Origin of the sequence: Streptomyces sp. NPDC052020, from assembly GCF_040680575.1 — a bacterium.
Classification (GTDB): domain Bacteria; phylum Actinomycetota; class Actinomycetes; order Streptomycetales; family Streptomycetaceae; genus Streptomyces.
Window position 1 is genome coordinate 17,963 of record NZ_JBFAWY010000034.1, and the last position, 20,688, is coordinate 38,650.

17 protein-coding genes and 1 pseudogene are annotated in these 20,688 nt (G+C 73.7%); 15 read left to right on the forward strand and 3 right to left on the reverse strand.

The genetic code is table 11. The annotated features are described in order from the left end of the window. The first annotated feature begins 2 nt into the window (after positions 1–2). The 12 genes and pseudogenes from AB0L74_RS27655 to AB0L74_RS27710 all read left to right on the forward strand — a co-directional run bounded on the left by AB0L74_RS27655 (position 3) and on the right by AB0L74_RS27710 (position 12,005). On the forward strand, positions 3–809 hold the full coding sequence (locus AB0L74_RS27655) for an ABC transporter permease (protein WP_365657933.1): 807 nt from the start codon (positions 3–5) through the stop codon (positions 807–809). Position 810: 1 nt separating this feature from the next. Further along, on the forward strand, positions 811–2,073 hold the full coding sequence (locus AB0L74_RS27660; RefSeq protein ID WP_365657936.1) for an MCE family protein: 1,263 nt from the start codon (positions 811–813) through the stop codon (positions 2,071–2,073). Continuing rightward, positions 2,070–3,128, forward strand: a complete 1,059-nt coding sequence (locus tag AB0L74_RS27665; protein ID WP_365657939.1) for an MlaD family protein — start codon at positions 2,070–2,072, stop codon at positions 3,126–3,128. The genes AB0L74_RS27660 and AB0L74_RS27665 overlap by 4 nt, the downstream gene beginning before the upstream one ends. Next, on the forward strand, positions 3,125–4,222 hold the full coding sequence (locus AB0L74_RS27670) for an MCE family protein (RefSeq protein ID WP_365657942.1): 1,098 nt from the start codon (positions 3,125–3,127) through the stop codon (positions 4,220–4,222). The genes AB0L74_RS27665 and AB0L74_RS27670 overlap by 4 nt, the downstream gene beginning before the upstream one ends. Beyond that, entirely contained in the window at positions 4,219–5,238 is a 1,020-nt protein-coding gene (locus AB0L74_RS27675) for an MCE family protein (RefSeq protein WP_365657945.1), read from the forward strand. The genes AB0L74_RS27670 and AB0L74_RS27675 overlap by 4 nt, the downstream gene beginning before the upstream one ends. A gap of 116 nt (positions 5,239–5,354) precedes the next feature. Continuing rightward, a complete protein-coding gene (locus tag AB0L74_RS27680) occupies positions 5,355–6,557 on the forward strand; it encodes an MCE family protein (protein ID WP_365658061.1) in 1,203 nt (400 codons plus the stop codon). Further along, positions 6,554–7,840: an MlaD family protein gene (locus tag AB0L74_RS27685; protein ID WP_365657947.1), complete on the forward strand. Its 1,287-nt coding sequence runs from the start codon at positions 6,554–6,556 to the stop codon at positions 7,838–7,840. The genes AB0L74_RS27680 and AB0L74_RS27685 overlap by 4 nt, the downstream gene beginning before the upstream one ends. Then, a complete protein-coding gene (locus AB0L74_RS27690) occupies positions 7,837–8,355 on the forward strand; it encodes a hypothetical protein (RefSeq protein WP_365657950.1) in 519 nt (172 codons plus the stop codon). Before AB0L74_RS27685 ends, AB0L74_RS27690 begins: the two co-directional genes overlap by 4 nt. A gap of 350 nt (positions 8,356–8,705) precedes the next feature. Then, a pseudogene (locus AB0L74_RS27695) lies at positions 8,706–9,215 on the forward strand (hypothetical protein); the annotation flags it as partial. A 98-nt stretch (positions 9,216–9,313) separates the two neighbouring features. Continuing rightward, positions 9,314–9,790, forward strand: a complete 477-nt coding sequence (locus AB0L74_RS27700; protein ID WP_365658064.1) for a nuclear transport factor 2 family protein — start codon at positions 9,314–9,316, stop codon at positions 9,788–9,790. A gap of 26 nt (positions 9,791–9,816) precedes the next feature. After that, positions 9,817–10,656: a hypothetical protein gene (locus tag AB0L74_RS27705; protein ID WP_365657953.1), complete on the forward strand. Its 840-nt coding sequence runs from the start codon at positions 9,817–9,819 to the stop codon at positions 10,654–10,656. Between the two features lie 74 nt (positions 10,657–10,730). Beyond that, positions 10,731–12,005, forward strand: coding sequence for a lytic murein transglycosylase (locus AB0L74_RS27710; RefSeq protein WP_365657956.1), 1,275 nt, complete (start codon positions 10,731–10,733; stop codon positions 12,003–12,005). Positions 12,006–12,137: 132 nt separating this feature from the next. On the opposite strand, the gene AB0L74_RS27715 is transcribed toward AB0L74_RS27710, so the two are convergent. Together AB0L74_RS27715 and AB0L74_RS27720 are read right to left on the reverse strand one after the other, a co-directional pair. Beyond that, positions 12,138–12,869: a 3-keto-5-aminohexanoate cleavage protein gene (locus tag AB0L74_RS27715; RefSeq protein ID WP_365657959.1), complete on the reverse strand. Its 732-nt coding sequence runs from the start codon at positions 12,867–12,869 to the stop codon at positions 12,138–12,140. A 184-nt stretch (positions 12,870–13,053) separates the two neighbouring features. After that, a complete protein-coding gene (locus AB0L74_RS27720) occupies positions 13,054–13,656 on the reverse strand; it encodes a hypothetical protein (protein ID WP_365657962.1) in 603 nt (200 codons plus the stop codon). 263 nt (positions 13,657–13,919) lie between these two features. On the opposite strand from AB0L74_RS27720, the gene AB0L74_RS27725 reads away from it, so the two are divergent. Beyond that, the gene (locus AB0L74_RS27725; protein WP_365657965.1) at positions 13,920–16,739 is read left to right on the forward strand and encodes a penicillin acylase family protein; all 2,820 of its coding nucleotides are present in this window, start codon (positions 13,920–13,922) and stop codon (positions 16,737–16,739) included. Between the two features lie 49 nt (positions 16,740–16,788). On the opposite strand, the gene AB0L74_RS27730 is transcribed toward AB0L74_RS27725, so the two are convergent. After that, positions 16,789–18,030: a DUF1343 domain-containing protein gene (locus tag AB0L74_RS27730; RefSeq protein ID WP_365657967.1), complete on the reverse strand. Its 1,242-nt coding sequence runs from the start codon at positions 18,028–18,030 to the stop codon at positions 16,789–16,791. Positions 18,031–18,231: 201 nt separating this feature from the next. Here AB0L74_RS27730 and AB0L74_RS27735 point away from each other — a divergent pair, with 201 nt between their 5' ends. Continuing rightward, positions 18,232–19,002 carry an SDR family oxidoreductase gene (locus tag AB0L74_RS27735; protein WP_365657970.1) on the forward strand — a complete coding sequence of 257 codons (771 nt, stop codon included), beginning with the start codon at positions 18,232–18,234 and terminating at the stop codon, positions 19,000–19,002. Continuing rightward, positions 18,999–20,663, forward strand: a complete 1,665-nt coding sequence (locus AB0L74_RS27740; RefSeq protein ID WP_365657973.1) for an AMP-binding protein — start codon at positions 18,999–19,001, stop codon at positions 20,661–20,663. The genes AB0L74_RS27735 and AB0L74_RS27740 overlap by 4 nt, the downstream gene beginning before the upstream one ends. Positions 20,664–20,688: the final 25 nt, after the last annotated feature.

Here is a 20,688-nt window from a genome sequence, read left to right on the forward strand (position 1 = left end):
CCGTGGCCTCCCCGCTCGTCTGGCTCGACCGCTCCGGCGACCAACTCCTGTTCTACGTCCGCTGTCTGCTCTGGACCCCGCGCACCCTGCACCGCTACCGCAGAGAGGTGCAGCGGCTGCTCGCCGAGGTCGCCTTCGGCACCGGCGGCCTCGGGGTCATCGGCGGCACCATCGGCGTGATGATCGCGATGACCCTGTTCACCGGCACCGTCGTCGGGCTCCAGGGATACGCGGCGCTCGACCAGATCGGTACCGCGGCCTTCACCGGCTTCGTCTCCGCGTACTTCAACACCCGGGAGATCGCCCCGCTCGTCGCCGGACTCGCCCTCTCCGCGACCGTGGGCGCCGGCTTCACCGCCCAGCTCGGCGCCATGCGCATCAACGAGGAGGTCGACGCGCTCGAAGGCATGGGCATCCGCTCCCTGCCCTACCTGGTCACCACCCGCGTCATCGCCGGCGTCGTCGCCATCGTCCCCCTCTACGCGATCGGCCTGCTCTCCTCCTACCTGGCCTCCCGCTACGTCACGGTCCTCTTCAACGGCCAGTCCCGGGGCACCTACGACCACTACTTCAACCTGTTCCTGTCACCCACGGACGTGCTGCTCTCCGTCCTGAAGGTGCTGATCTTCAGCGTGATGGTGATCCTCGCCCACTGTTACCACGGTTACCGCGCCCACGGCGGCCCGGCGGGCGTCGGCGTCGCCGTCGGCCGGTCGGTGCGCAACGCCATCGTGCTGATCAGCGTCACCGACTTCTTCCTGTCGCTGGCCCTGTGGGGCGCCACCACGACCGTGAAGGTGGCGGGCTGACATGACCGCAGTGGACACGGCACGCGGTGCGACCGTGCGGCGCCGGCTCGCCGGAGTGGTCTTCCTGGTGGTCCCCGTCCTGCTGGTGTGGCTCGCGATCGCCGTCTACGACAAGAGGTTCACCGACTTCGCCCCCGTGGTGGTGGAGGCGGCGAGCGTCGGCAACGAGATGCACCTGGGCGCCGAGGTCAAGCTGCGCGGCGTCGTCGTCGGCGAGGTCCGCGAGATCGACGCCACCGACGACGGCGCCCGGCTCACCCTCGCCCTGCGGCCCGGCGCCCTCGACGACATCCCGGCCGACGTGCGCGCCCAGATGCTGCCGACCACCCTGTTCGGCGAGCGTTTCGTCGCCCTCGTGCCGTCCGCGTCACCCTCGTCCCGGACGCTGGCCGCCGGTGCCGTCATCCCGCAGGACCGCTCGGCGAGCGCCGTCGAACTCCAGCAGGTGCTGGACAACGTCCTGCCCATGCTCACCGCCGTCCAGCCGCAGAAGCTCTCCGCCACCCTCTCCGCCGTCTCCCAGGCCCTGGAGGGACGCGGCGACCGGCTCGGGGACACCCTCACCCTCCTCGAATCCCACCTGCGCGAGCTCAACCCGCACCTGCCCACCCTCAACCGCGATCTGAGAGAACTCGTGAAGGTCAGCCACGTGTACGCCGACTCCGCGCCCGGCATCCTCACGGCCCTCACCGACTTCACCACCACCAGCGGCACCCTCGCCGAGAAGGAGAGCGAGCTGGCCGGCACCTTCGGCGCCACCACCGGCACGGCCGAGGACGTCACCGCCTTCCTGCGGAAGAACCGCGACAACATCATCCGGCTCTCCGCCACCTCCCGGCCGACCCTCCAGCTCCTCGCCGAGTACTCCTCGGCCTTCCCCTGCACCCTGCGCACCCTCGCCGACTTCGTCCCGGCCATGGACAAGGCCCTCGGCAAGGGCACCGACCGGCCGGGCCTGCGCGTCGACGTCACCACCGTCACCTCCCGCGGCGCCTACCGCCCCGGCAGCGACACCCCCTCCTACGGCGCCGGCGGCGGCCCCCGCTGCTACCCCGTGCCCTATCTCGGGGTCTCGGCGAAACCCGCCGTACAGGTGCCGGCCTCGGCGGGCCAGGCCCTCGGCCCGGCCAACTCCCCGCAGGAGAACGACCTCGTCAACGAACTCCTCGCGCCCGCCGCCGGCAAGGCCGCCGCCGACCTTCCCGAGTGGAGCAGCCTCCTCGCGGGCCCGGCGCTGCGCGGCACGGAGGTGACCCTGCGATGACGCCCCGCCGCACCGCACCCACCCGGCGCCGCCCGCTGACCGGACCGCTGCTGAAATCCCTCGCCTTCGTGGTGGTCACCGCGCTGGCCACGACCGTCCTCGGACTGAGCGTCGCCGGCACCGGCGTCGGCGACGACAGCGTCTCGTACAAGGCGCTGTTCACCGACGCCACCGGCGTCACCGACGGCGACAGCGTGCGCATCTCCGGCGTCGAGGTCGGCGAGGTCACGGACGTCCGTGTCGTCGACCGGCGCACCGCCCAGGTCACCTTCAGCGTCCGCGACGACCGCACCCTGCCCCGCTCGACCACCGCCGCCGTGAAGTACCTCAACATGGTCGGACAGCGCTACATCGCCCTCGACCGGGGCAGCGGCGACCTCACCGGAGCCCTCGACGCCGGCGACACCATCCCCCTGGACCGCACCACGCCCGCCCTCGACCTCACGCTGCTGTTCAACGGGTTCAAGCCGCTCTTCGAGGGTCTGTCCCCGAAGGACGTCAACGAACTCGCCGGCTCCATCGTCCAGGTGCTCCAGGGCGAGGGCGGCACCGTCGACAGCCTCATCCGGCACATCGGCTCCGTCAGCACGACGGTCGCCGCCAAGGACAAGGTGGTGGGCGAGGTGGTGAAGAACCTCAACACGGTCCTGAGGACCCTCAACGACCGCGAGGCCGAGTTCGAGGACCTCGTCGACACCCTGCGCAAGCTCGTCACCGGCTTCAAGGACGACCGCGAACCCCTCGGCAGGGCCGTGGCTGCCATGGGTGATCTGACCACGGTGACCGCCGACCTCCTGGAGGAAGGACGCGCCCCGCTCAAGCAGGACATCCGCGAACTGGGCCGGCTCGCCGGCAACCTCGGCGACGCCACCCCGCAGATCGAGGACTTCCTCGCCCGGACGCCCGCCAAGATGACCGCGCTGGGCCGCCTGTCCTCGTACGGCTCCTGGTTCAACCTCTACCTCTGCGAGGCGCGTGTGGGCCCGGTCACCACGTCCACGGGCTCCGAACCGCCCACCGGCGTCGCGGTCACCGAGGCGAGGTGCGGAGCATGAGCCTGCCGCGACCCGGACGCCGCGCCGGGACCGCGCCCGCGCCCCGCCGCCAAAGCGCACCCCGCCTGAAGCCGGTCAAGGACCGCGACCCGGTCGCCGTCGCGATCGTCGGTCTCCTCCTGCTGGCCCTGCTCACCGTCTTCGCCTACAACGCCGACCGGCTCTCCCTGAGCGGCGGCGGCACCACCTACACCGCCGACTTCACCGAGGCGGCCGGCCTCGGTGACGGCGACGAGGTGCGCGTCGCCGGCGTCAAGGTCGGCGAGGTCACGTCCGTCGCCCTCGACGGCGACCGGGTGAAGGTGACCTTCGAGGTCGAGGACGCCTGGATCGGCGACCGGACCACCGCCGCCATCGCCATCAAGACGCTGCTCGGCGACAAGTACCTGGCCCTCGATCCCCTCGGCTCGGCCCGGCAGGACCCCGGCGACCGCATCCCGCGGCACCGCACCACGTCCCCGTACGACGTCACGCAGGCGTTCCAGGACCTCAGCGGCACCGTCGACGCCCTCGACACCCGGCGGCTCGCCGAGAGCTTCGAGACCATCGCCACGACCTTCGAGAAGTCACCGCCGCACGTCCGCGAGGCCGCCACCGGCCTGTCCGAGCTGTCGAGGACCGTCTCGAAGCGCGACCGCGAACTGTCCGAACTCCTCAAGGCCAGCGCCCGGTTCACCAAGACGCTGGAGATGAAGAAGGCCGGCTTCGAGACCCTCATCGAGGACGCGGGCCCGCTCCTCGGCGAACTGCGGGACCGCCGGGACGCCATCAACGCCCTGCTGGAGGGCAGCCGCGACCTCGGCACCGAGCTGAAGGGGCTGGTCGAGGAGAACGACAGGCACCTGGGTCCCACCCTGGAGGCACTGGGCCGGGTCACGAGCGTCCTGGAGAAGAACGGCGCCCGGCTGGACCGGACCCTCGCCCTGGCCGGCCCCTACTACCGCCTCGTCGGCAACACCCTCGGCAACGGCCGCTGGTTCGACAGCTACCTCTGCGGGGTCGTGCCCCGCGACTACCTGCCCGCACAGTCCCAGCCCACGAACGGGTGCATGCCTCCGAAGCAGCAGGCGGCCCGGGGGAGCGGTGAACGATGAACAGACGCAGAAGACTCCTCGCGGCGGCGATCGCCCTCGCCGTGGTCGCCGCCGGCCTCGCCACGGTACGGGCCCTCGATGACGGCGGTATCCGCGTCACCGCCTACTTCGACCGTGCCGTCGGCATCTACGCCGGTTCCGACCTGCGCGTCCTCGGCGTCCGCGTCGGCGAGGTGGAGACCGTGCGACCACAGGGCACCCGGGTGCGGGTCGAGCTCGCCCTCGACGAGGGCGTACAGGTCCCCGCCGCGGCCCGCGCCGTGGTCGTGGCACCCAGCGTCGTCGCCGACCGCTACGTGCAGCTCACCCCGGCCTACCGCTCGGGACGCACCCTGGACGACGGGGCCGTGCTCCCCGCCTCCCGCAATCGCACCCCGGTCGAGATCGACCAGCTCTACGCGTCGATCACGGACCTCAGCAAGGCCCTGGGACCCGACGGCGCCAACTCCTCCGGTGCCCTGTCCGAACTGCTGAGGACCGGCGCCGCCAACCTCGACGGCAACGGCGAGGCCATCGGTGACGCCGTGGCGGAGTTCGGCAGGGCCGCCAAGACCCTCGACGGCTCCAGCGACGACCTCTTCGCCACCCTCGGCAGCCTCCAGACCTTCACCACCATGCTCGCGGACAAGGACACCGACGTCCGCGCCGCCCAGGAACGCCTGGACACGGTCGTCGGCTTCTTCGCCGACAACAAGGACGACCTGGCCGGCGCCCTGGAGGAACTGGGCACCGCGCTCGCCCGGGTCAAGACCTTCATCGAGGACAACCGGGGCGAGCTGAAGAAGAACGTCGACGCACTGGTGCCGATCACCGAGACCCTGGTCCGGCAGCGCGCCTCGCTGGCCGAGACCCTCGACGTCGCACCGCTGGCCGCGGGCAACGTCGTGCGCGCCTACGATCCCGGCACCGGCATGCTCCACGGCCGCGCCAACCTCAACGAGATCAGCCTGGGCGGCCCGCTGCTGCCCCTGCCCGCGGCCGGAGGCTCGGCGACCTCGGGGGAGGGGACCCGGTGAAGCGTGTCCCAGGGCGCCGGGGCAGGCGCACCGACCCGGCGCAGGCCACGGGCGAGGACCCGGTGGAGACCGCGCGGGCCGACCGGGTGGAGGGCCACGGCACGGTCGGGCGGGGCGTGCTCGCCACCGGCACGGCCGTCGGCGCCGGAGTGGGCGGTCTCCTCGCCCTCGGACTCGGCTTCGCCCTGGCCCTCGGCGCGTTCTCCGCCACGGCCCCGGGCTTCGGCGGCATCGAGGACTTGCCCCTGCCCGGCGGAGCCGACCTCGGCTCCCACCCCTACACCGTCACCGCCGAACTCGACGACGTCCTCAGCCTCGTACCCCAGGCCGCGGTCAAGGTCAACGACGTCGCCGTCGGCCGGGTCACCGCCATCCGCCTCGACGGTGACGACTGGACGGCCCGCGTCACCATGGAGATCAACGGCCAGGTACGGCTGCCCGCCGATGCCACCGCCCGCCTCGAACAGTCCAGCCTGCTCGGCGAGAAGTACGTCCAGCTCGGCGCGCCCGCCAAGTCCGCCGCCGCGGGCAGGCTCACCGACGGCGCCGTCATCCCGGCGGCGCGCACGGGCCGGGGCACCGAGGTCGAGGAGGTGTTCGGCGCCCTGTCTCTGCTGCTCAACGGCGGCGGCGTCAACCAGCTCAAGACCATCACCCAGGAGCTCAACAAGGCCCTCGGCGGCCGCGAACCCGAGATCCGCTCCCTGCTCGAACGCGTGGAGGAACTGGTGGGCAACCTCGACGACCACCGCGGCGACATCACCGACGCCCTCGACGCCGTCAACCGCCTTTCCTCGACGCTCGCCGGCCGCGAGGACGACGTACGCACCGTCCTGACCGGCCTCTCACCCGGACTGAAGACCCTGCACGAACAGCGCGGCTCCCTGCTCACCATGCTGCGCTCCCTGGACACGCTGTCCGGGGTCGCCGTCTCCACCGTCGAAGCGAGCAAGGACGACATGGTCGCCGACCTCAAAGCCCTCGCGCCCACCCTCAGAGCGCTCGCCGACGCGGGCACCGACCTGCCCGACTCCCTCCAGGTCCTGCTGACCTACCCCTTCACCGACGAGGTGATGAACGGGGTGAAGGGCGACTACCTCAACGTGTACCTGAACATGACGGCCGCCCCCGGCACACAGATCATCCCGCCGCTGGTGCCGAGGAGCACGCCCTCGCCCTCCGCCACCCCGCCGGGCGAAGGGGAGGCGCCGACCGGAAAGCGCTCCCGTACCGGTGCCGGGAGCGGGTCCGTCCCGTCGGCGCCCCTGCCCCTGCCCTCCGTGCCGACGCCTCCGGCGGACGGAGGGGCCCGGGGATGATCACTTTGGCCGTACGCCTGAAGAACCTCGCCTTCCTGGTGATCGCCGTCCTCGTCCTCAGCTTCCTCGGCATCCGCTACGCCGACCTCGGCCGGTACGTCGGCGTCGCGGACTACTACACCGTCGACGTCGAACTGCCCCGTACCGGCGGGCTGTTCACCCACTCCGACGTGACCTACCGGGGTGTTTCGGTGGGCCGGGTCGGGCCGATCGACCTCACCGCCGACGGGGTGGTCGCGCACCTGCGCATCAAGAAGTCGGCCCCCGCCATCCCCGCCGACACACGTGCCGTCGTCGCCGGTCTCTCCGCCGTCGGCGAGCAGTACATCGACCTGCGGCCCGAGAGCGACACGGGCCCCTACCTGGCCGACGGCACGCGCATCGAGCGGTCCGACACGGAGGTGCCGGCGCCCGTCACCGACGTCCTCACCGGTGTCGACCGGCTCGTCCGCTCGGTGCCGCTGGAGGACCTGCGCACGGTCGTCGACGAGTTCGGCGAGGCTTTCGAGGGACACGGCGACGACCTCCAGGTCCTGCTGGACAGCGGCAGTGCCTTCGTCCGGGCCGCCGACCGGGCGCTGCCCTCCACCACCCGCCTGCTCACCGACGGCGAGACCGTGCTGCGGACCCAGGCCGAGGAGGCCGAGGCCATCCGCGGCTTCGCCGACGGCGCCACGGAACTCGCCCGCACGCTCAAGGGCTCCGACGCGGACCTGCGCCGTCTGCTCACCGTCACACCTCAGGCCGCGACCCAGGTCAGCGGAGTCCTCAGGGATCTGGACCCGAGCCTGGGCGTCGTCCTCGCCAACCTGCTGACCACGTCCGAGGTCGTTGTCACCCGGCAGCACGGCATCGAGGAACTGCTCGTCACCTACCCGGCGGCCGTCTCCGCGGGCGCCACCGCCGTCGACGGAGGAACGATGAAGCTCGGCCTGGCCGTCACCTTCTTCCAGCCCCTGCCCTGCACCGCCGGATACGGCGGCACCCGCTACCGCAACGGACTGGACCTGGGCACCGCTCCCGCCCTCAACACCGGCGCCTCCTGCACCGCTTCGCCGGCGAGCGGGGTCAACGTGCGGGGCTCCGCCAACGCACCCCGAGGCGGCCCCGTGCCCGAACCGGCCAGGCCCGGTTCCCTCCCCTCCGGCACCGCCACGCCGCCGGCGTCCGAGCCGAAGACCGCCATGCCGCTCCCGGGCGCTCTCGCGTTGCCGGGCGCGGGCGGCGCCCGGGCTCCGGGCCTGGCGGGACTGCTCGGCGCCGACCGGGAGGGCGGCCGATGAGGCGGGCCAGGATCGCCGCCGGTGCGGGCCTGGCGCTGTCGCTGGCCTTCTGCGGCACCGGAGCGTGGACCTACGCGCAGGCCCGCGGTGACGACCGGCTCGCCTACGGCCGGGAGCGCGACGAAGCGCTCGCGGACGGCCGTGACCGTCTCGCCGTGCTCCACACCCTCGACGCCTCCTCACGGGAACGCGCGCGGGAAGCCATCCGGGCCTGGCGTGCCGCCTCGACCGGCCCCCTCCGGGAGGAACTCGGACGCACCCGGCCCGAGAAGGGTGCCTCGGCCCGGGGCACGGTCACGGAGGCCGCGCTCACCGCCCTCGACACGCGGGCCGGGACCGCCAAGCTCATCGCGACCGTGCGCGTCGAGGTCACGCCCGGGGGCGCGGAGCGGTCGGCCACCGACCGCAAACGCCTGGAAGCGGTCCTGGCCCGCACGGGCGAGGACGAATGGAAGATCAAGGCGCTGAGCGCGGTACCGCTCGCGCGGACGGCCGAGGAGGACGACGCCGGATGACACGGCTGCTGCGCAGCGGACGCTCGCGGAACTCCGCGGCCGGTGACGACGGAGCCGCACCGCCCGGCGGCGGCCGGGACGAGGCCGCGGGCCCCCGGGACAGCGGGCCGCCGGGCGGCGGGGCCGGCGGGGAAGCCGGCGAAGCGACCGGCACCCGGCAGGGCACGGGGGCGGCCCCGCAACCGCCCGGCAGCCGCACCGAGGCCACCGGCCACGACCGGCACGGCGAGCAGGCCCCGGACGCCCCATCGGCCGAGCGAGGCACGGGCGACACGACGGCCTTGCGAGGCGCGGACGACACGACGGCCGAGCAGGACGAAGACGCCGAGGAGCGGCACCCGGACGGCCACGGCCCCGGGCGGACACGGGTGCGCCGCGCCCTCCCGGTGGCCTGCGCCACCGTGCTCGTCCTCGCCGGCTGCGGCTTCTTCCACGAGGCCCACCAGATGCGGTCCACCCCGTCCGCCGGAAACCGGGCACTGACCGACACCGCGGCGACTACCCGCGTGGCCGGGGACGTCGGCAACGCCCTCGCACGCGTCTTCTCGTACTCGCCGGGAGGGGTCGGAGCCACCGAGCGGTCCGCCCGCTCCGTCCTCGCAGGGCGGGCGGCTCGTCAGTACGCCGGCCTGATGGACCGGGTCCGCGCGGACCTCGCCGAACAGCGCGTCACCCTGAGCACCCAGCCCGTACGCACCGGAGTGATCGAACTCGAAGGGGACCACGCGCGGGTGCTGGTCTTCCTCGACCAGATCTCCCACCGGGGCAGGAACGACACCACCTCAGCGGCGGCCCAGCTCACCGCCACCGCGCAGTGGGAGGAGGACCAGTGGCGGATCGTCGACATCAAGACCCACTGAAGGCGGAGCGAGGGAGGGAGGTCCCCGGGAAGCGCGCAGCGGGACGGCCGGCCCGGCTCCGGGCGCCCTCGACCACGGTTCTCCTCCTCGTCCTCGCCCTGATCGCGGGCGGCTTCGCGGCGTGGGCGGGCCGGGGCTGGTACGAGGCGGCCCACGACGACACGGCGGCCTACGCCGCGCAGCGCGACGAGGCACTGGCGGCCGGCGAGCAGGCCGTACGGAACCTCACCACTCTCGACCACCGGAGCCTCGATCGGGGTCTGGACCTGTGGGAGTCCTCGACCACCGGCGAACTGCACGAGCAACTCGTCGCCGGACGCGAGGAGTTCGCCACCCAGGTCAGGACCGCCAAGACGATCACCACGGCACGGGTACTGTCCGGCGCCCTCGCCGAACTCGACGACCGGGCCGGCCGCGCCCGGGTGCTCGTCGCCCTGCGGGTGACGGTGAAGTCCCCTGGTGGCGCGAGCACCGACAAGGACAGCCGCCTGCTCGGTGAACTGACCCGCACCGACGGCCACTGGAAGCTCAGCGCCCTGGGCCAGGCCCCCGTCGGCGGCACACCGGCGGGCTGACCCCGTGGCAGGAGAGGAGTACCCCCATGCCGACGACCCGGCACCACATCAACGGACGGCGCGGCCGTCAGGCCCGCGAGGCCCAGCGGGCCCAGGCCACCGAGGCCCCGGCCCCGGTGGGCGGGGCCCGCACGGGCCAGGCCCCGCTCCCCCCGCGCAGCGCACCCGCGACCCCGGCCGGCCGGCCGGGAACCACGGACGAGAAGGAGCGACCGGACGCGGACGCGCCTCCACAGCCGCAGCGCGCCGCGAGACGACCGCGTCCCCGGCTGCCGGCGCTGCTGTGCCTGCTGACCCTCGCCCTCGGCGGCTTCGCCGGCTGGGCGCACGCCCGCGCCGGGAACCTTCGCGACGACCCGGCGGCACGCAACACCGCCCTCACCGACGTCGCCCGGACCAGCGAGATCAAGGGCCGCACGGCCAAGGCGGTCGCCGAGCTCTTCTCGTACGACCACGCCGACCCGGGCGCCTTCGACCGGGCCGTGAACGAGTGGCTGACGGGACGCGCCGTCGCGCAGCACCGCACCCTGCTCGGTGACCTCCGCACGCGCGCCGACCAGCAGAAAGCCGTGATCACCACCACCGTTACCGACAGTGCGGTCGAGCGCATCGACGGCGACCGCGCCCGGGTCCTGGTCTACGCCGACCAGAGCAGCGTGAGCACCGCCGGCGGCGGGACGGGCGCCACGCGGAGCGAGGGGCGGGGGCAGGAGGAGCGAGCCGACGAGGAGGGCCGGACGAAGCAGAAGCAGAAGCAGAAGCAGACGACGGACCAAGGCACGTACGCCGGGGCGATGTTCGCCGTCGATCTCGCGGTGCGCGACGGCCGCTGGCTCGTCTCGGGCATCGACACCTTCGGCCGCTGAGTCTCCACCGGCAGGCCCGCGCGGCCGCGGCTACCACCGCACGCGCCCCCCGATCCGACCAGGGAGTGACAGCCATGCCCGCACACCGCGCCCGACGTATGCCCGCCTGTACCCGGCAGGGCCTGCGGGCCACCGCCGCCGCCGTCACCGCGGTCGCCGCGCTCACCGCCTCCCAGGCCCCCGGCCTCCCTCAGGAGTCACCGGGCCGCCCGATCGCCGACGACCGGCGTGCCCCGTCCCCGGACCAGGCCCTCCCGTACGCCGGGCAGGCCCCGCCGGACGACGGTTCGTACCACACCGAACTCCCGCCGCTGGACACCCCGGACGCCGTCCTCCGCGTCGGTCGGGTCACCAGGGCCCGGGCCGAGGCCGGCATACCCGGCACCGTGCTGCGTGCCTACCGGGCCGCCCAGACGTCGGTGGCGCGGACGGACCCCGGGTGCGGTCTGCCCTGGGAACTGCTCGCGGCGATCGGCCAGGTGGAGTCCGGGCAGGCGCGCGGCGGCGCGGTGGACCGGTCCGGCACCACGCTGGACCGCATCACGGGCCCGGCGCTCGACGGTCGCGGCTTCGCCCTGATCCTCGACACCGACGGCGGTGTCCACGACGGCGACACCGTGTACGACCGCGCGGTGGGACCCATGCAGTTCCTGCCGTCCACGTGGGCGCGGTGGGGCGCGGACGGCAACGGCGACGGCCGGAGCGACCCCGACAACATCTTCGACGCGGCCCTGGCGGCCGGGCACTACCTGTGCGCCGGGGAGCGGAACCTGGACCGCGCCGCGGACCTGGACGCGGCGATCCTCAGTTACAACCACTCGCGCTCGTACCTCGCCCTGGTGCTCCGCTGGCTGGACTTCTACCGCCGGGGTGTGCACACCGTGCCCGACGGAAAGGGCGTCGTCCCGCGTTCGCCGGGGGCCGGAAGCGACACCCCGGCGACGAGGCCGGCCGACGGGGGGAATGGCGGCGAGAGGGCGGGCGGCGAGGCCGGCGGAGGCGACACGGACGGAATCATCATCGGCCCCGACCCGGGCACCTCCTCTCCCTCGCCGGCCCCTCCGGCGACGTCCTCGCCCCCGACCGGGCCGTCCTCGCCTCCGCCCGGGCCGTCCCCGTCCGCTACGGGGCCCGGGCCGTCCCAACCACCCGGCGAGACCCCCGGCCCGTCCCCGTCGGACACCCCGACGCCGGTTCCCGCGCCCACGAGTTCCCCCACCCGTCCCGCCACCCCGACCGCCGGGCCCGGCACGCCGCAGGACTGCCCCCCGGGCTCGCCGAGCCCCACGGCGACCTCACCCACCGCGGACCCCTCCGCCCCGGAGGACGAGCCCACCTGCCCGGCCTGAGGACGTGAGTGGTGTTCCCGCTTCTCACGCCCGGCACCGCAGCCGCCGTCGCCGCCACGCCGGCCCCGCGCCTGGGCGGCCTGCTCGTCACGTCACCGGCTTCGGCCCGGACCGGGGGCACCTCCCCGTGCCTCAGTCCCCGGTGCCTCGTGCGGCACGCCACTCGGCCAGCCCCGCGGCGACCAGCCGCGCGTTCGACTCCGCCCGGCTGCCGTCGGGCATGAGGAGCGTGTCCTCCAGGCCGACGCGGGTCGCCAGGCCCCGTCTGCCCGCCAGTCGGAGCACCGGCCAGGCGCCGCCGTCCTCTCCGTGCAGCAGTACGGGGCGGCCGTGCGCGGCGCCGATGCGGGTCAGCAGTGCCCGCGCCGACGCCTGCGCGGTCACCGGGTCGGGGTCCATGACCTCCGCCAGCACGCGCAGCACCTTCGGCCCGAGCGGGGACGACGCGAAGCGGGCCGCGCCGTCCGTCCCGGACCAGATGCCGGCCTCCACCCCGATCCCGCGCTCGATCAGGGCGGCGGCGAGTTCCTCGGCGCCCGGCTCGTGCCAGTTGACCGAGGCGTGGTCGGGCAGGACGGTCCACGCCCGCACGCGCTCCAGCCGCGTTGCCGGGTCCGGCTCCGCCCAGGCGCCCGTGGTCACGCCGACCGGCACCCGCACCCGGGCCCGTATCGCCTCCAGCGTCGCCGCGACCACGCGAGGCGCCATGCTGTCGTTCCCGCAAGGGGTTCTGGGATGGACGTGGACGTCCGTGGCGCCGGCCGCCACGGCCTCGGCCGCCGACGCGGCCATCGCCTCCGGCGAGAGCGGGACCAGCGCACCGTCGGCGGCCGTCCGGACGCCGTTGAGACACACCTGCACCATGCCTTCGAGGATGCCGGACCACAGGGACAACGGACCACGCGGACAACGGGGCCCGCGCGGCGGCGGGAACCGGCCCCGCGCCCGGACGTACCGGCCGCCTCCCTAAGGGGCGCGGCGTCCCCGGCGCACCCTCTCCGGTGCCCGAAGGCCGCACCCCCGGCGCGCATGTCACCGGCCCCGGCTCTCAGGCCGGCACGAGCTGCCGTCCCCGCCTGGCGTCCGCCAGTGCCCCGGGCGTGAGGACGGGCCGCGGGACCAGGATGCCGCAGTCGGCGCAGACCGGCCCCGAGGAGGGTTCGTGCGCCAGGCCGTACTGCCACACGAGCCGTTCGCCCTCGCACACCGGGCAGACCGTGCCCGGCTCCCGCTCCAGGGCCGCGATCAGCCGGCGCAGTACCTCGGCCAGCGGCTCACGGGGATGAAGCCGCGGGTCGTCGCACCACGCCACGCCGAACCCGCCCCAGGTCAGCCGGTGCCAGTCGTCCACGCTGCCCGGCCTGCGCAGCCCGTCGTGCTTCTCCTTCTTGCGGCGCTCGGCGAACTGCACCTCGTAGGCCAGCCAGACCGACCGCGCCTCCTCCAACTCGTCCAGCGCGGCCACGAGCCGCGCCGGATCCGGCGACCTGTCCTCCGGACCGAACCCCCATCGGGTGCACAAATGGTCCCAGGTCGCCCTGTGCCCGTAAGGGGCGAACCGCTCAAGGCACTTGCGCAGCGAGTAGCGCCGCAGCGCCAGGTCGCACCGTGGGTCGCGGACCTGTCTTGCCAGACTCCGGAAACCGGCCATCGCCCTGCACCTCCGTCACACCTGCACCTGCGTACTCCGGTCATGCGGCGTCGTCGTACGGACGTCGCCGAAGAGACGTGCCGGCACGCGATTCGGCTCCATCCGATTTCCGATGGCCCCCATAAGCCACCCTCGGTGTCCCGCGCGCCGGCCGACGCGAACCGTGTGCTGTTGTTCCGACGCCGAAAAGTGACGCGTGTTCATCTTCAATCGCGGGGATACCGGCGGTAACCTCCGGCACACCCTCGTCGGGAGGAGCCGCCATGCCACCACGCACGTCACGCACCACCTTCGACAGACTGAGAACTCCCCGCGGATTCCCCGGGTTCCTGAAGGCCGCCAGCGTATGCGTGCTGACGGCCGGTCTTCTGTCACCGCTTTCCCCGGCGGTGGCCGCGGACCCGGCGGACACCACGGCCACCGAGGCGCCGGGTACCCCGGCGGCCGCGGCCGCCGACCACTGCGGCGGCCGGTGCTCCGACATCCTGCCGCCCGGCCAGAACGGCAACGCCACCCTCGCCCAGATCCTGCTCAACCAGGCGTTCGGCACCCAGCCCGCGCACGCCGAGGACCAGCTCGGCCCCTACGCGAAGCTCGCCACGGGCTACCCGTCCCTCACCAACGACACCGTCAACACCTTCTTCAACGACGCCTCGTTCGGCGTCCCGGCCGACCAGATCGCCTCCACCGTCCGTCCGGCCGGGCGCGGCGACGTGACGATCGTCCGCGACAAGAAGACGGGCGTCCCGCACATCACCGGCACCACCCGCTACGGCACCGAGTTCGGCGCCGGGTACGCGGCGGCCCAGGACCGGCTGTGGCTGATGGACGTCTTCCGCCACGTCGGGCGCGGCCGGCTGACGTCCTTCGCGGGCGGCGCTCCGGCCAACCAGGGCCTGGAGCAGCAGTTCTGGCGCAACGCCCCGTACACCGAGGCGGACCTCCAGGCCCAGATCGACCACGCCGTCGCGGCCAACGGCGAGCGCGGCAGGCAGGCCCTCGCCGACGTCCACGCCTACATCGACGGCATCAACGCCTACATCGACGCCTCCGACCGGGGCCGCTACTTCCCCGGCGAGTACGTCCTGACCGGCCACAAGGACTCCCTCACCAACGCCGGCACCATCGAACACTTCAAGCCCACCGATCTGGTGGCCCTCGCCTCGGTCATCGGCGCCCTGTTCGGCTCCGGAGGCGGCGGCGAGGTGAACAACGCGCTGTCCCTGCTGGCCGCGCAGGAGAAGTACGGCGTGGCGGAGGGCACCGAGGTGTGGGAGTCCTTCCGCCAGCGCGACGATCCCGAGGCCGTCCTCACCGTCCGCGACGGCAGCTTCCCGTACGCCTCGCGGCCCGAGGAGCCGCGGGGACGGGCGCTGCCGGACGCCGGTTCGGTCGTCCCGGAGCCGCTGGTCTTCGACCGCACCGGCAGCGCGGCCACCGCCCGCGCCGGGAACGCCGCGAAGGAGGCCGCCCGCGCCGCCGCCGGGTCGGCCCGGCGCGGCATGTCCAACGCCCTCGTCGTCAGCGGCGAGCACACCGCGAGCGGCCACCCGATCGCCGTGTTCGGCCCGCAGACCGGCTACTTCGCGCCCCAGCTGCTCATGCTCCAGGAGATCCAGGGCCCCGGCCTCAGCGCCCGGGGCGCCTCCTTCGCTGGCCTGAGCATGTACGTCGAACTCGGCCGCGGCCAGGACTACGCGTGGAGCGCGACCACCTCCGGCCAGGACGTCATCGACACCTACGCCGTCGAACTGTGCCAGGACGACCACCACTACCTGTACCGAGGCGTCTGCACGCCGATGGAGAAGGTCGAGCAGAAGAACGCCTGGAAGCCGACCGTCGCCGACGGCACCGCGGCCGGCTCCTACACGATGCGGGCCTGGCGCACCAAGTACGGACCGGTGGAGTCCCGCGCCACGGTCGGCGGCAAGAAGGTCGCCTACACCACCCTGCGCTCGTCCTTTCTGCACGAGGTCGACTCGATCATCGGCTTCCAGATGCTCAACGACCCCGGCTACCTCACGGGCCCCGACGCCTTCCAGAGCGCGGCCCGGCACATCAACTACACCTTCAACTGGTTCTACGCCGACTCCGAGCACACCGCGTACTACAACAGCGGCGACAACCCGGTGCGCGCCGCCGGAGTCGACGCCGAGTTCCCGGTGTGGGCGGCCCCGGAGTTCGAGTGGCGCGACTGGGACCCGGCGACGAACGACGCCCGGTACACGCCGGCCTCCGCCCACCCCCACTCCCGCGACCAGGACTACTACGTTTCCTGGAACAACAAGGTGGCCGCGGACTACACGGCCGCGTCCTGGGGCAACGGCTCCGTCCACCGCGGCGACCTGCTCGACGACCGGGTGCGGGAACTGGTCGCCGAGGGCGGCGTGACCCGGGCCGCGCTGGTGAAGGCGATGGCGGACGCGGGACTGGCCGACCTGCGGGCGGAGGGCGTCGTACCGAAGCTGCTGAAGGTGATCGACAGCGCGCCGGTGACCGACCCGGCGGCAGCGGCCGCCGTCGACCGGCTGCGCGCGTGGGTGACGTCCGGCGCCAAGCGCGCGGAGACGTCGGCCGGTTCGAGGAAGTACGCCCACGCCGACGCCATCCGCGTCCTGGACGCCTGGTGGCCGCTGCTGGTGAGGGCCGAGTTCCAGCCCGGCCTCGGCAGCGGCCTGTACACCGCCTTCACCCGCAACCTGCCCGTCGACGAGGCCCCGTCCGCCGCGCACGGCCCGACCGGCGCCCACGCCGGCAGCGCCTTCCAGTACGGCTGGTGGAGCCATGTCGACAAGGACATCCGGGCGGTGCTCGGCGAGCCGGTGCGCGGACCGCTGGCCCGCGCGTACTGCGGCGGCGGGGACCTCGCCGCCTGCCGGGACGTCCTGCTCGGCACCCTGAAGGAGGCGGCGGCGAAGACGGCCGCCCAGGTCTATCCCGGCGACGAGCACTGCTCGGCGGGCGACCAGTGGTGCGCCGACTCGATCGTCCACCGCACCCTGGGCGGCATCAGGCACGCGGGGATCGGCTGGCAGAACCGGCCGACCTACCAGCAGGTCGTCGAGTTCACCTCACGCCGCTGACGGCACGCCGGGCGGGCACCGGAGCTCAGGCGCCCGCCCGGCACCGCCCTCACCGGTACAGCAGGTACGCCGCGCGCGTCCGCCGGAACGCCGCCAGCTCCTCCTGCCAGGCGGCCACCACCGCGTCGGTGCCGGCCCCCGCGTCGATCATCGTCCGCACCCGCGTGGAACCGGTGAGCTTGTCGATCCAGTTGTCGGACCGCCAGGCGAAGCCGCTCCACACCCGCTTGGCGGTCACCAGCAGCGCGATCCCGGTCCGCACGGGGTCGAACGCCGCCCGGTCGTGCACATGGATCTGCACGCCCCCGGCGGTCTTCCCCTGGAACTTGGAGAAGGACGGCGTGAAGTACGCCTCCCTGAAGCGCACACCGGGCAGGCCCTCCTCGCCGGCCGCCGCCGCCCACCGGCCGTCGATCCCCTCCGCGCCCAGCAGTTCGAACGGCCGGGTCGTCCCGCGCCCCTCGGACAGGTTCGTGCCCTCGAACAGGCAGGTGCCCGGGTAGACCAGCGCGGTGTCGGGCGTCGGCATGTTCGGGCTCGGCGGCACCCAGGGCAGCCCGGAGGCGTCGTAGAAGTCCGACCGCCGCCACCCCGACATCCGTACGGTCTCCAGCGGCACCGGCGCCGTGAGGTACTCCCCGTTGAACAGCCGCGCCAGCTCCGCCACCGTCATGCCGTGCGCCTGCGCGATCGGCTGCCGCCCGACGAAGGTCGCGAACTCCTTGCGCAGCACCGGGCCCAGCGCCGCCCGCCCGGTCACCGGGTTGGGCCGGTCCAGGACGACGAACCGCTTGCCCGCCAGCCGCGCCGCCTCCATGCAGTCGTACAGGGTCCAGATGTAGGTGTAGAAGCGGGCGCCCACGTCCTGGATGTCGAAGACGACCGTGTCCACGCCGGACGCGGTGAAGACGTCCGCGAGCGGCCGGCCGCTCTTGATGTACGTGTCGAAGACCGGCAGGCCGGTCGCCGGGTCGTCGTGGCGGCCCTCGGACCCGCCCGCCTGCGCGGTGCCGCGGAAGCCGTGCTCGGGCCCGAAGACGGCGACCAGGTCCACGCGGTCGTCGGCGTGCATCACGTCGACGATGTGCCGCACGTCCCGGGTGACCCCGGTCGGGTTGGTGACGACGCCGACCCGCTGCCCCTCCAGCAGGGCGTAGCCGTCGGCGGCCAGCCGCTCGAAGCCGGTGCGCAGCCGCCCGCCGCCCGCGGGGGCCGCCTGGGCGGTACCGGTTCCGGTGCCGGCCGCCACCGCGGCCGTGGTGGCGAGCAGGGTCCGTCTGGACAGCTTCATGCGGTGACCTCCGGGAGCGCGGCGGCTGACATGCCCACGCACGCTAGCGCCCGGTTCGGCCGGGGGGAACGAGCCCGGCGCGCGACGACCCCTTCCCCCATACATACCGACTGGTTAGTCTGGCGCTCCAGCAGAGCCGAGGGTTCGTGAGGGTTCGCGTCACGTCACGTACGTCATGGGACGTCGCGTCGAAGGAGACCGATGGTGGAAGCCGTGCAGGATGCCGGAGTGGTCGTCACCGGAGCGGGAGGCGGCATCGGAGCCGCGCTGGCCCGCCGTTTCGCCGCCGAGGGCGCCCGGGTCGTCGTCAACGACCTGGACGCGGACAAGGCGAAGGCCGTCGCCGCCGAGATCGGCGGGATCGCGGTCCCCGGCGACGCCTCGGCGATCGTCGACGAGGCCCGCGCCGCGCTCGGCGGCACGGTCGACGTCTACTGCGCCAACGCGGGCGTCGGCTCCGGCGGCTCGGAGGCGGCGGACGAGACCGTCTGGGCGCTGGCCTGGGACGTCAACGTCATGGCCCACGTCCGCGCGGCCCACCAGCTGCTCCCGGACTGGCTGGCGCGCGGCGGCGGCCGGTTCGTCTCCACCGTCTCGGCCGCCGGGCTGCTCACCATGCTCGGCGCCGCCCCGTACAGCGTCACCAAGCACGGCGCCTACGCCTTCGCCGAGTGGCTGGCGCTGACGTACCGCCACCGCGGGGTGAAGGTGCACGCCATCTGCCCGCAGGGCGTGCGCACCGACATGCTCACCGCCAGCGGCAGCGCGGGCGACCTGGTGCTGCGGCCCACCGCGATCGAGCCGGAGGACGTGGCGGAGGCCCTCTTCCGGGGCATCGAGGACGACCGCTTCCTGATCCTGCCGCACCCGGAGGTCGCCGAGTACTACCGGGCCCGGGCCGCCGAGCCCGAGCGCTGGCTGCGCGGCATGAACCGGCTCCAGCGGCAGTGGGAGGAGGCGAACGCCCGTTGACCGCCTCCCACTACGCCGCCAAGCCCTGGCTCGCCCTGCTCACCGATGCCCAGAAGGCCCCCGTCAGGCCCGCCGGCTCCCTGGTGCACGCCCTGCGCCGGGCCGCCGCCGAGGTACCCGACCGGACCTGCCTGGCCTACTTCGACGGCCGCCTGACCTACCGCGAGGCGGACGAGCTGAGCGACTCCGTCGCCGGGCACCTCGCCGCCCGCGGCCTGGAGCCCGGCGACCGGGTCGCCGTCCTGCTCCAGAACTCCCCGCACTTCGTGCTCGCCGTGCTCGGCGCCTGGAAGGCGGGCGCGATCGTCATCCCCGTCAACCCCATGTACAAGTCGGGGGAGGTGGGCCACGTCCTGCGGGACGGCGAGGCCGCGGCGCTCGTCTGCTCCGACCGGGCCTGGGAGTCGTACCTGCGCGAGACGGCCGCCGGCTCGCCCGTGCGGATCGTCCTCACCGCCTGCGAGCTGGACTTCCAGACCCGCGGCGACACGCGCGTGCTGGCCTTCGAGCGACTCCCGGGGGCGGCCGACGCCGACGACCTGACGGCCGTCGCCCGCGCGGGCCGCCCCGCCCCCGGGGACCGCGCACCGGCCCTCGACGACATCGCCCTCATCAGCTACACCTCCGGCACCAGCGGCACCCCCAAGGGCGCCACCAACACCCACCGCAACATCATGTACAACGCCGAGCGGCAGCGGATCGGGCTCGGCCTGCCCGAGGCCCCGGTCTACTTCGCCCTCGCGCCCCTGTTCCACATCACCGGCATGGTCTGCGAGTTCGCCGCGTGCCTGAACAGCGCGGGCACCCTCGTCCTCGCCTACCGCTTCGAGGCCGGTGTGGTGCTGGACGCCTTCGCCGAGCACCGCCCGCACTACACGGTCGGCCCCTCCACCGCCTACATGGCGCTGGCCGCCCACCCGTCCGCCACCCGAGAGCGCTTCGCGTCCTTCACCCGGCTCTCCTCCGGCGGCGCCCCGCTGCCGCCCGCCCTGGTGGAGACGTTCCGGGCCCGCTTCGGGCCGTACATCCGCAACGGCTACGGCCTCACCGAGTGCACCGCCCCCTGCGCCACCGTCCCGCCCCACCTGGAGGCGCCCGTCGACCCGGCGACCGGGACCCTCGCCGTCGGCCTGCCCGGCCCGGAGACCGTCGTACGGATCGTCGACGACGAGGGCGAGGAGGTGCCCTTCGGGGAGCAGGGCGAGATCGTCGTCAGCGGCCCGCAGGTCGTGCCCGGCTACTGGCGCCGCCCCGACGCCACCGCCGAGGCCTTCCCCGGCGGCGAACTGCGCACCGGCGACATCGGCTTCATGGACGAGCGGGGCTGGCTGTACGTCGTCGACCGCAAGAAGGACATGATCAACGCCGCCGGCTTCAAGGTCTGGCCGCGCGAGGTCGAGGACGTGCTGTACACCCACCCGGCGGTGCGCGAGGCCGCGGTCGTCGGGGTGCCCGACGCGTACCGGGGCGAGACCGTCAAGGCGTACGTCAGCCTGCGCCCGGGCGCCGAGGCGGACCCCGGCGAGATCGTCGCGTACTGCAAGGAGAGACTGGCCGCCTACAAATACCCGCGCCAGGTGGAGATCCTGCCCGACCTGTCGAAGACGGCGAGTGGCAAGATCCTCCGTCGGGAACTGCGTTCCCGGTCGCACGGCAACTAGCAGCACAACGGACGGAAAGGCAGGT

Bases quoted from the DNA above. Each gene is read 5' to 3' on its own strand.
- AB0L74_RS27665 (WP_365657939.1), top strand. From the start codon at position 2,070: ATGACGCCCCGCCGCACCGCACCCACCCGGCGCCGCCCGCTGACCGGA.
- AB0L74_RS27730 (WP_365657967.1), bottom strand. From the start codon at position 18,030: ATGAAGCTGTCCAGACGGACCCTGCTCGCCACCACGGCCGCGGTGGCG.
- AB0L74_RS27735 (WP_365657970.1), top strand. From the start codon at position 18,232: ATGGTGGAAGCCGTGCAGGATGCCGGAGTGGTCGTCACCGGAGCGGGA.
- AB0L74_RS27720 (WP_365657962.1), bottom strand. From the start codon at position 13,656: ATGGCCGGTTTCCGGAGTCTGGCAAGACAGGTCCGCGACCCACGGTGC.
- AB0L74_RS27690 (WP_365657950.1), top strand. From the start codon at position 7,837: ATGAGGCGGGCCAGGATCGCCGCCGGTGCGGGCCTGGCGCTGTCGCTG.
- AB0L74_RS27715 (WP_365657959.1), bottom strand. From the start codon at position 12,869: ATGGTGCAGGTGTGTCTCAACGGCGTCCGGACGGCCGCCGACGGTGCG.
- AB0L74_RS27685 (WP_365657947.1), top strand. From the start codon at position 6,554: ATGATCACTTTGGCCGTACGCCTGAAGAACCTCGCCTTCCTGGTGATC.
- AB0L74_RS27705 (WP_365657953.1), top strand. From the start codon at position 9,817: ATGCCGACGACCCGGCACCACATCAACGGACGGCGCGGCCGTCAGGCC.
- AB0L74_RS27660 (WP_365657936.1), top strand. From the start codon at position 811: ATGACCGCAGTGGACACGGCACGCGGTGCGACCGTGCGGCGCCGGCTC.
- AB0L74_RS27710 (WP_365657956.1), top strand. From the start codon at position 10,731: ATGCCCGCACACCGCGCCCGACGTATGCCCGCCTGTACCCGGCAGGGC.
- AB0L74_RS27725 (WP_365657965.1), top strand. From the start codon at position 13,920: ATGCCACCACGCACGTCACGCACCACCTTCGACAGACTGAGAACTCCC.
- AB0L74_RS27675 (WP_365657945.1), top strand. From the start codon at position 4,219: ATGAACAGACGCAGAAGACTCCTCGCGGCGGCGATCGCCCTCGCCGTG.
- AB0L74_RS27670 (WP_365657942.1), top strand. From the start codon at position 3,125: ATGAGCCTGCCGCGACCCGGACGCCGCGCCGGGACCGCGCCCGCGCCC.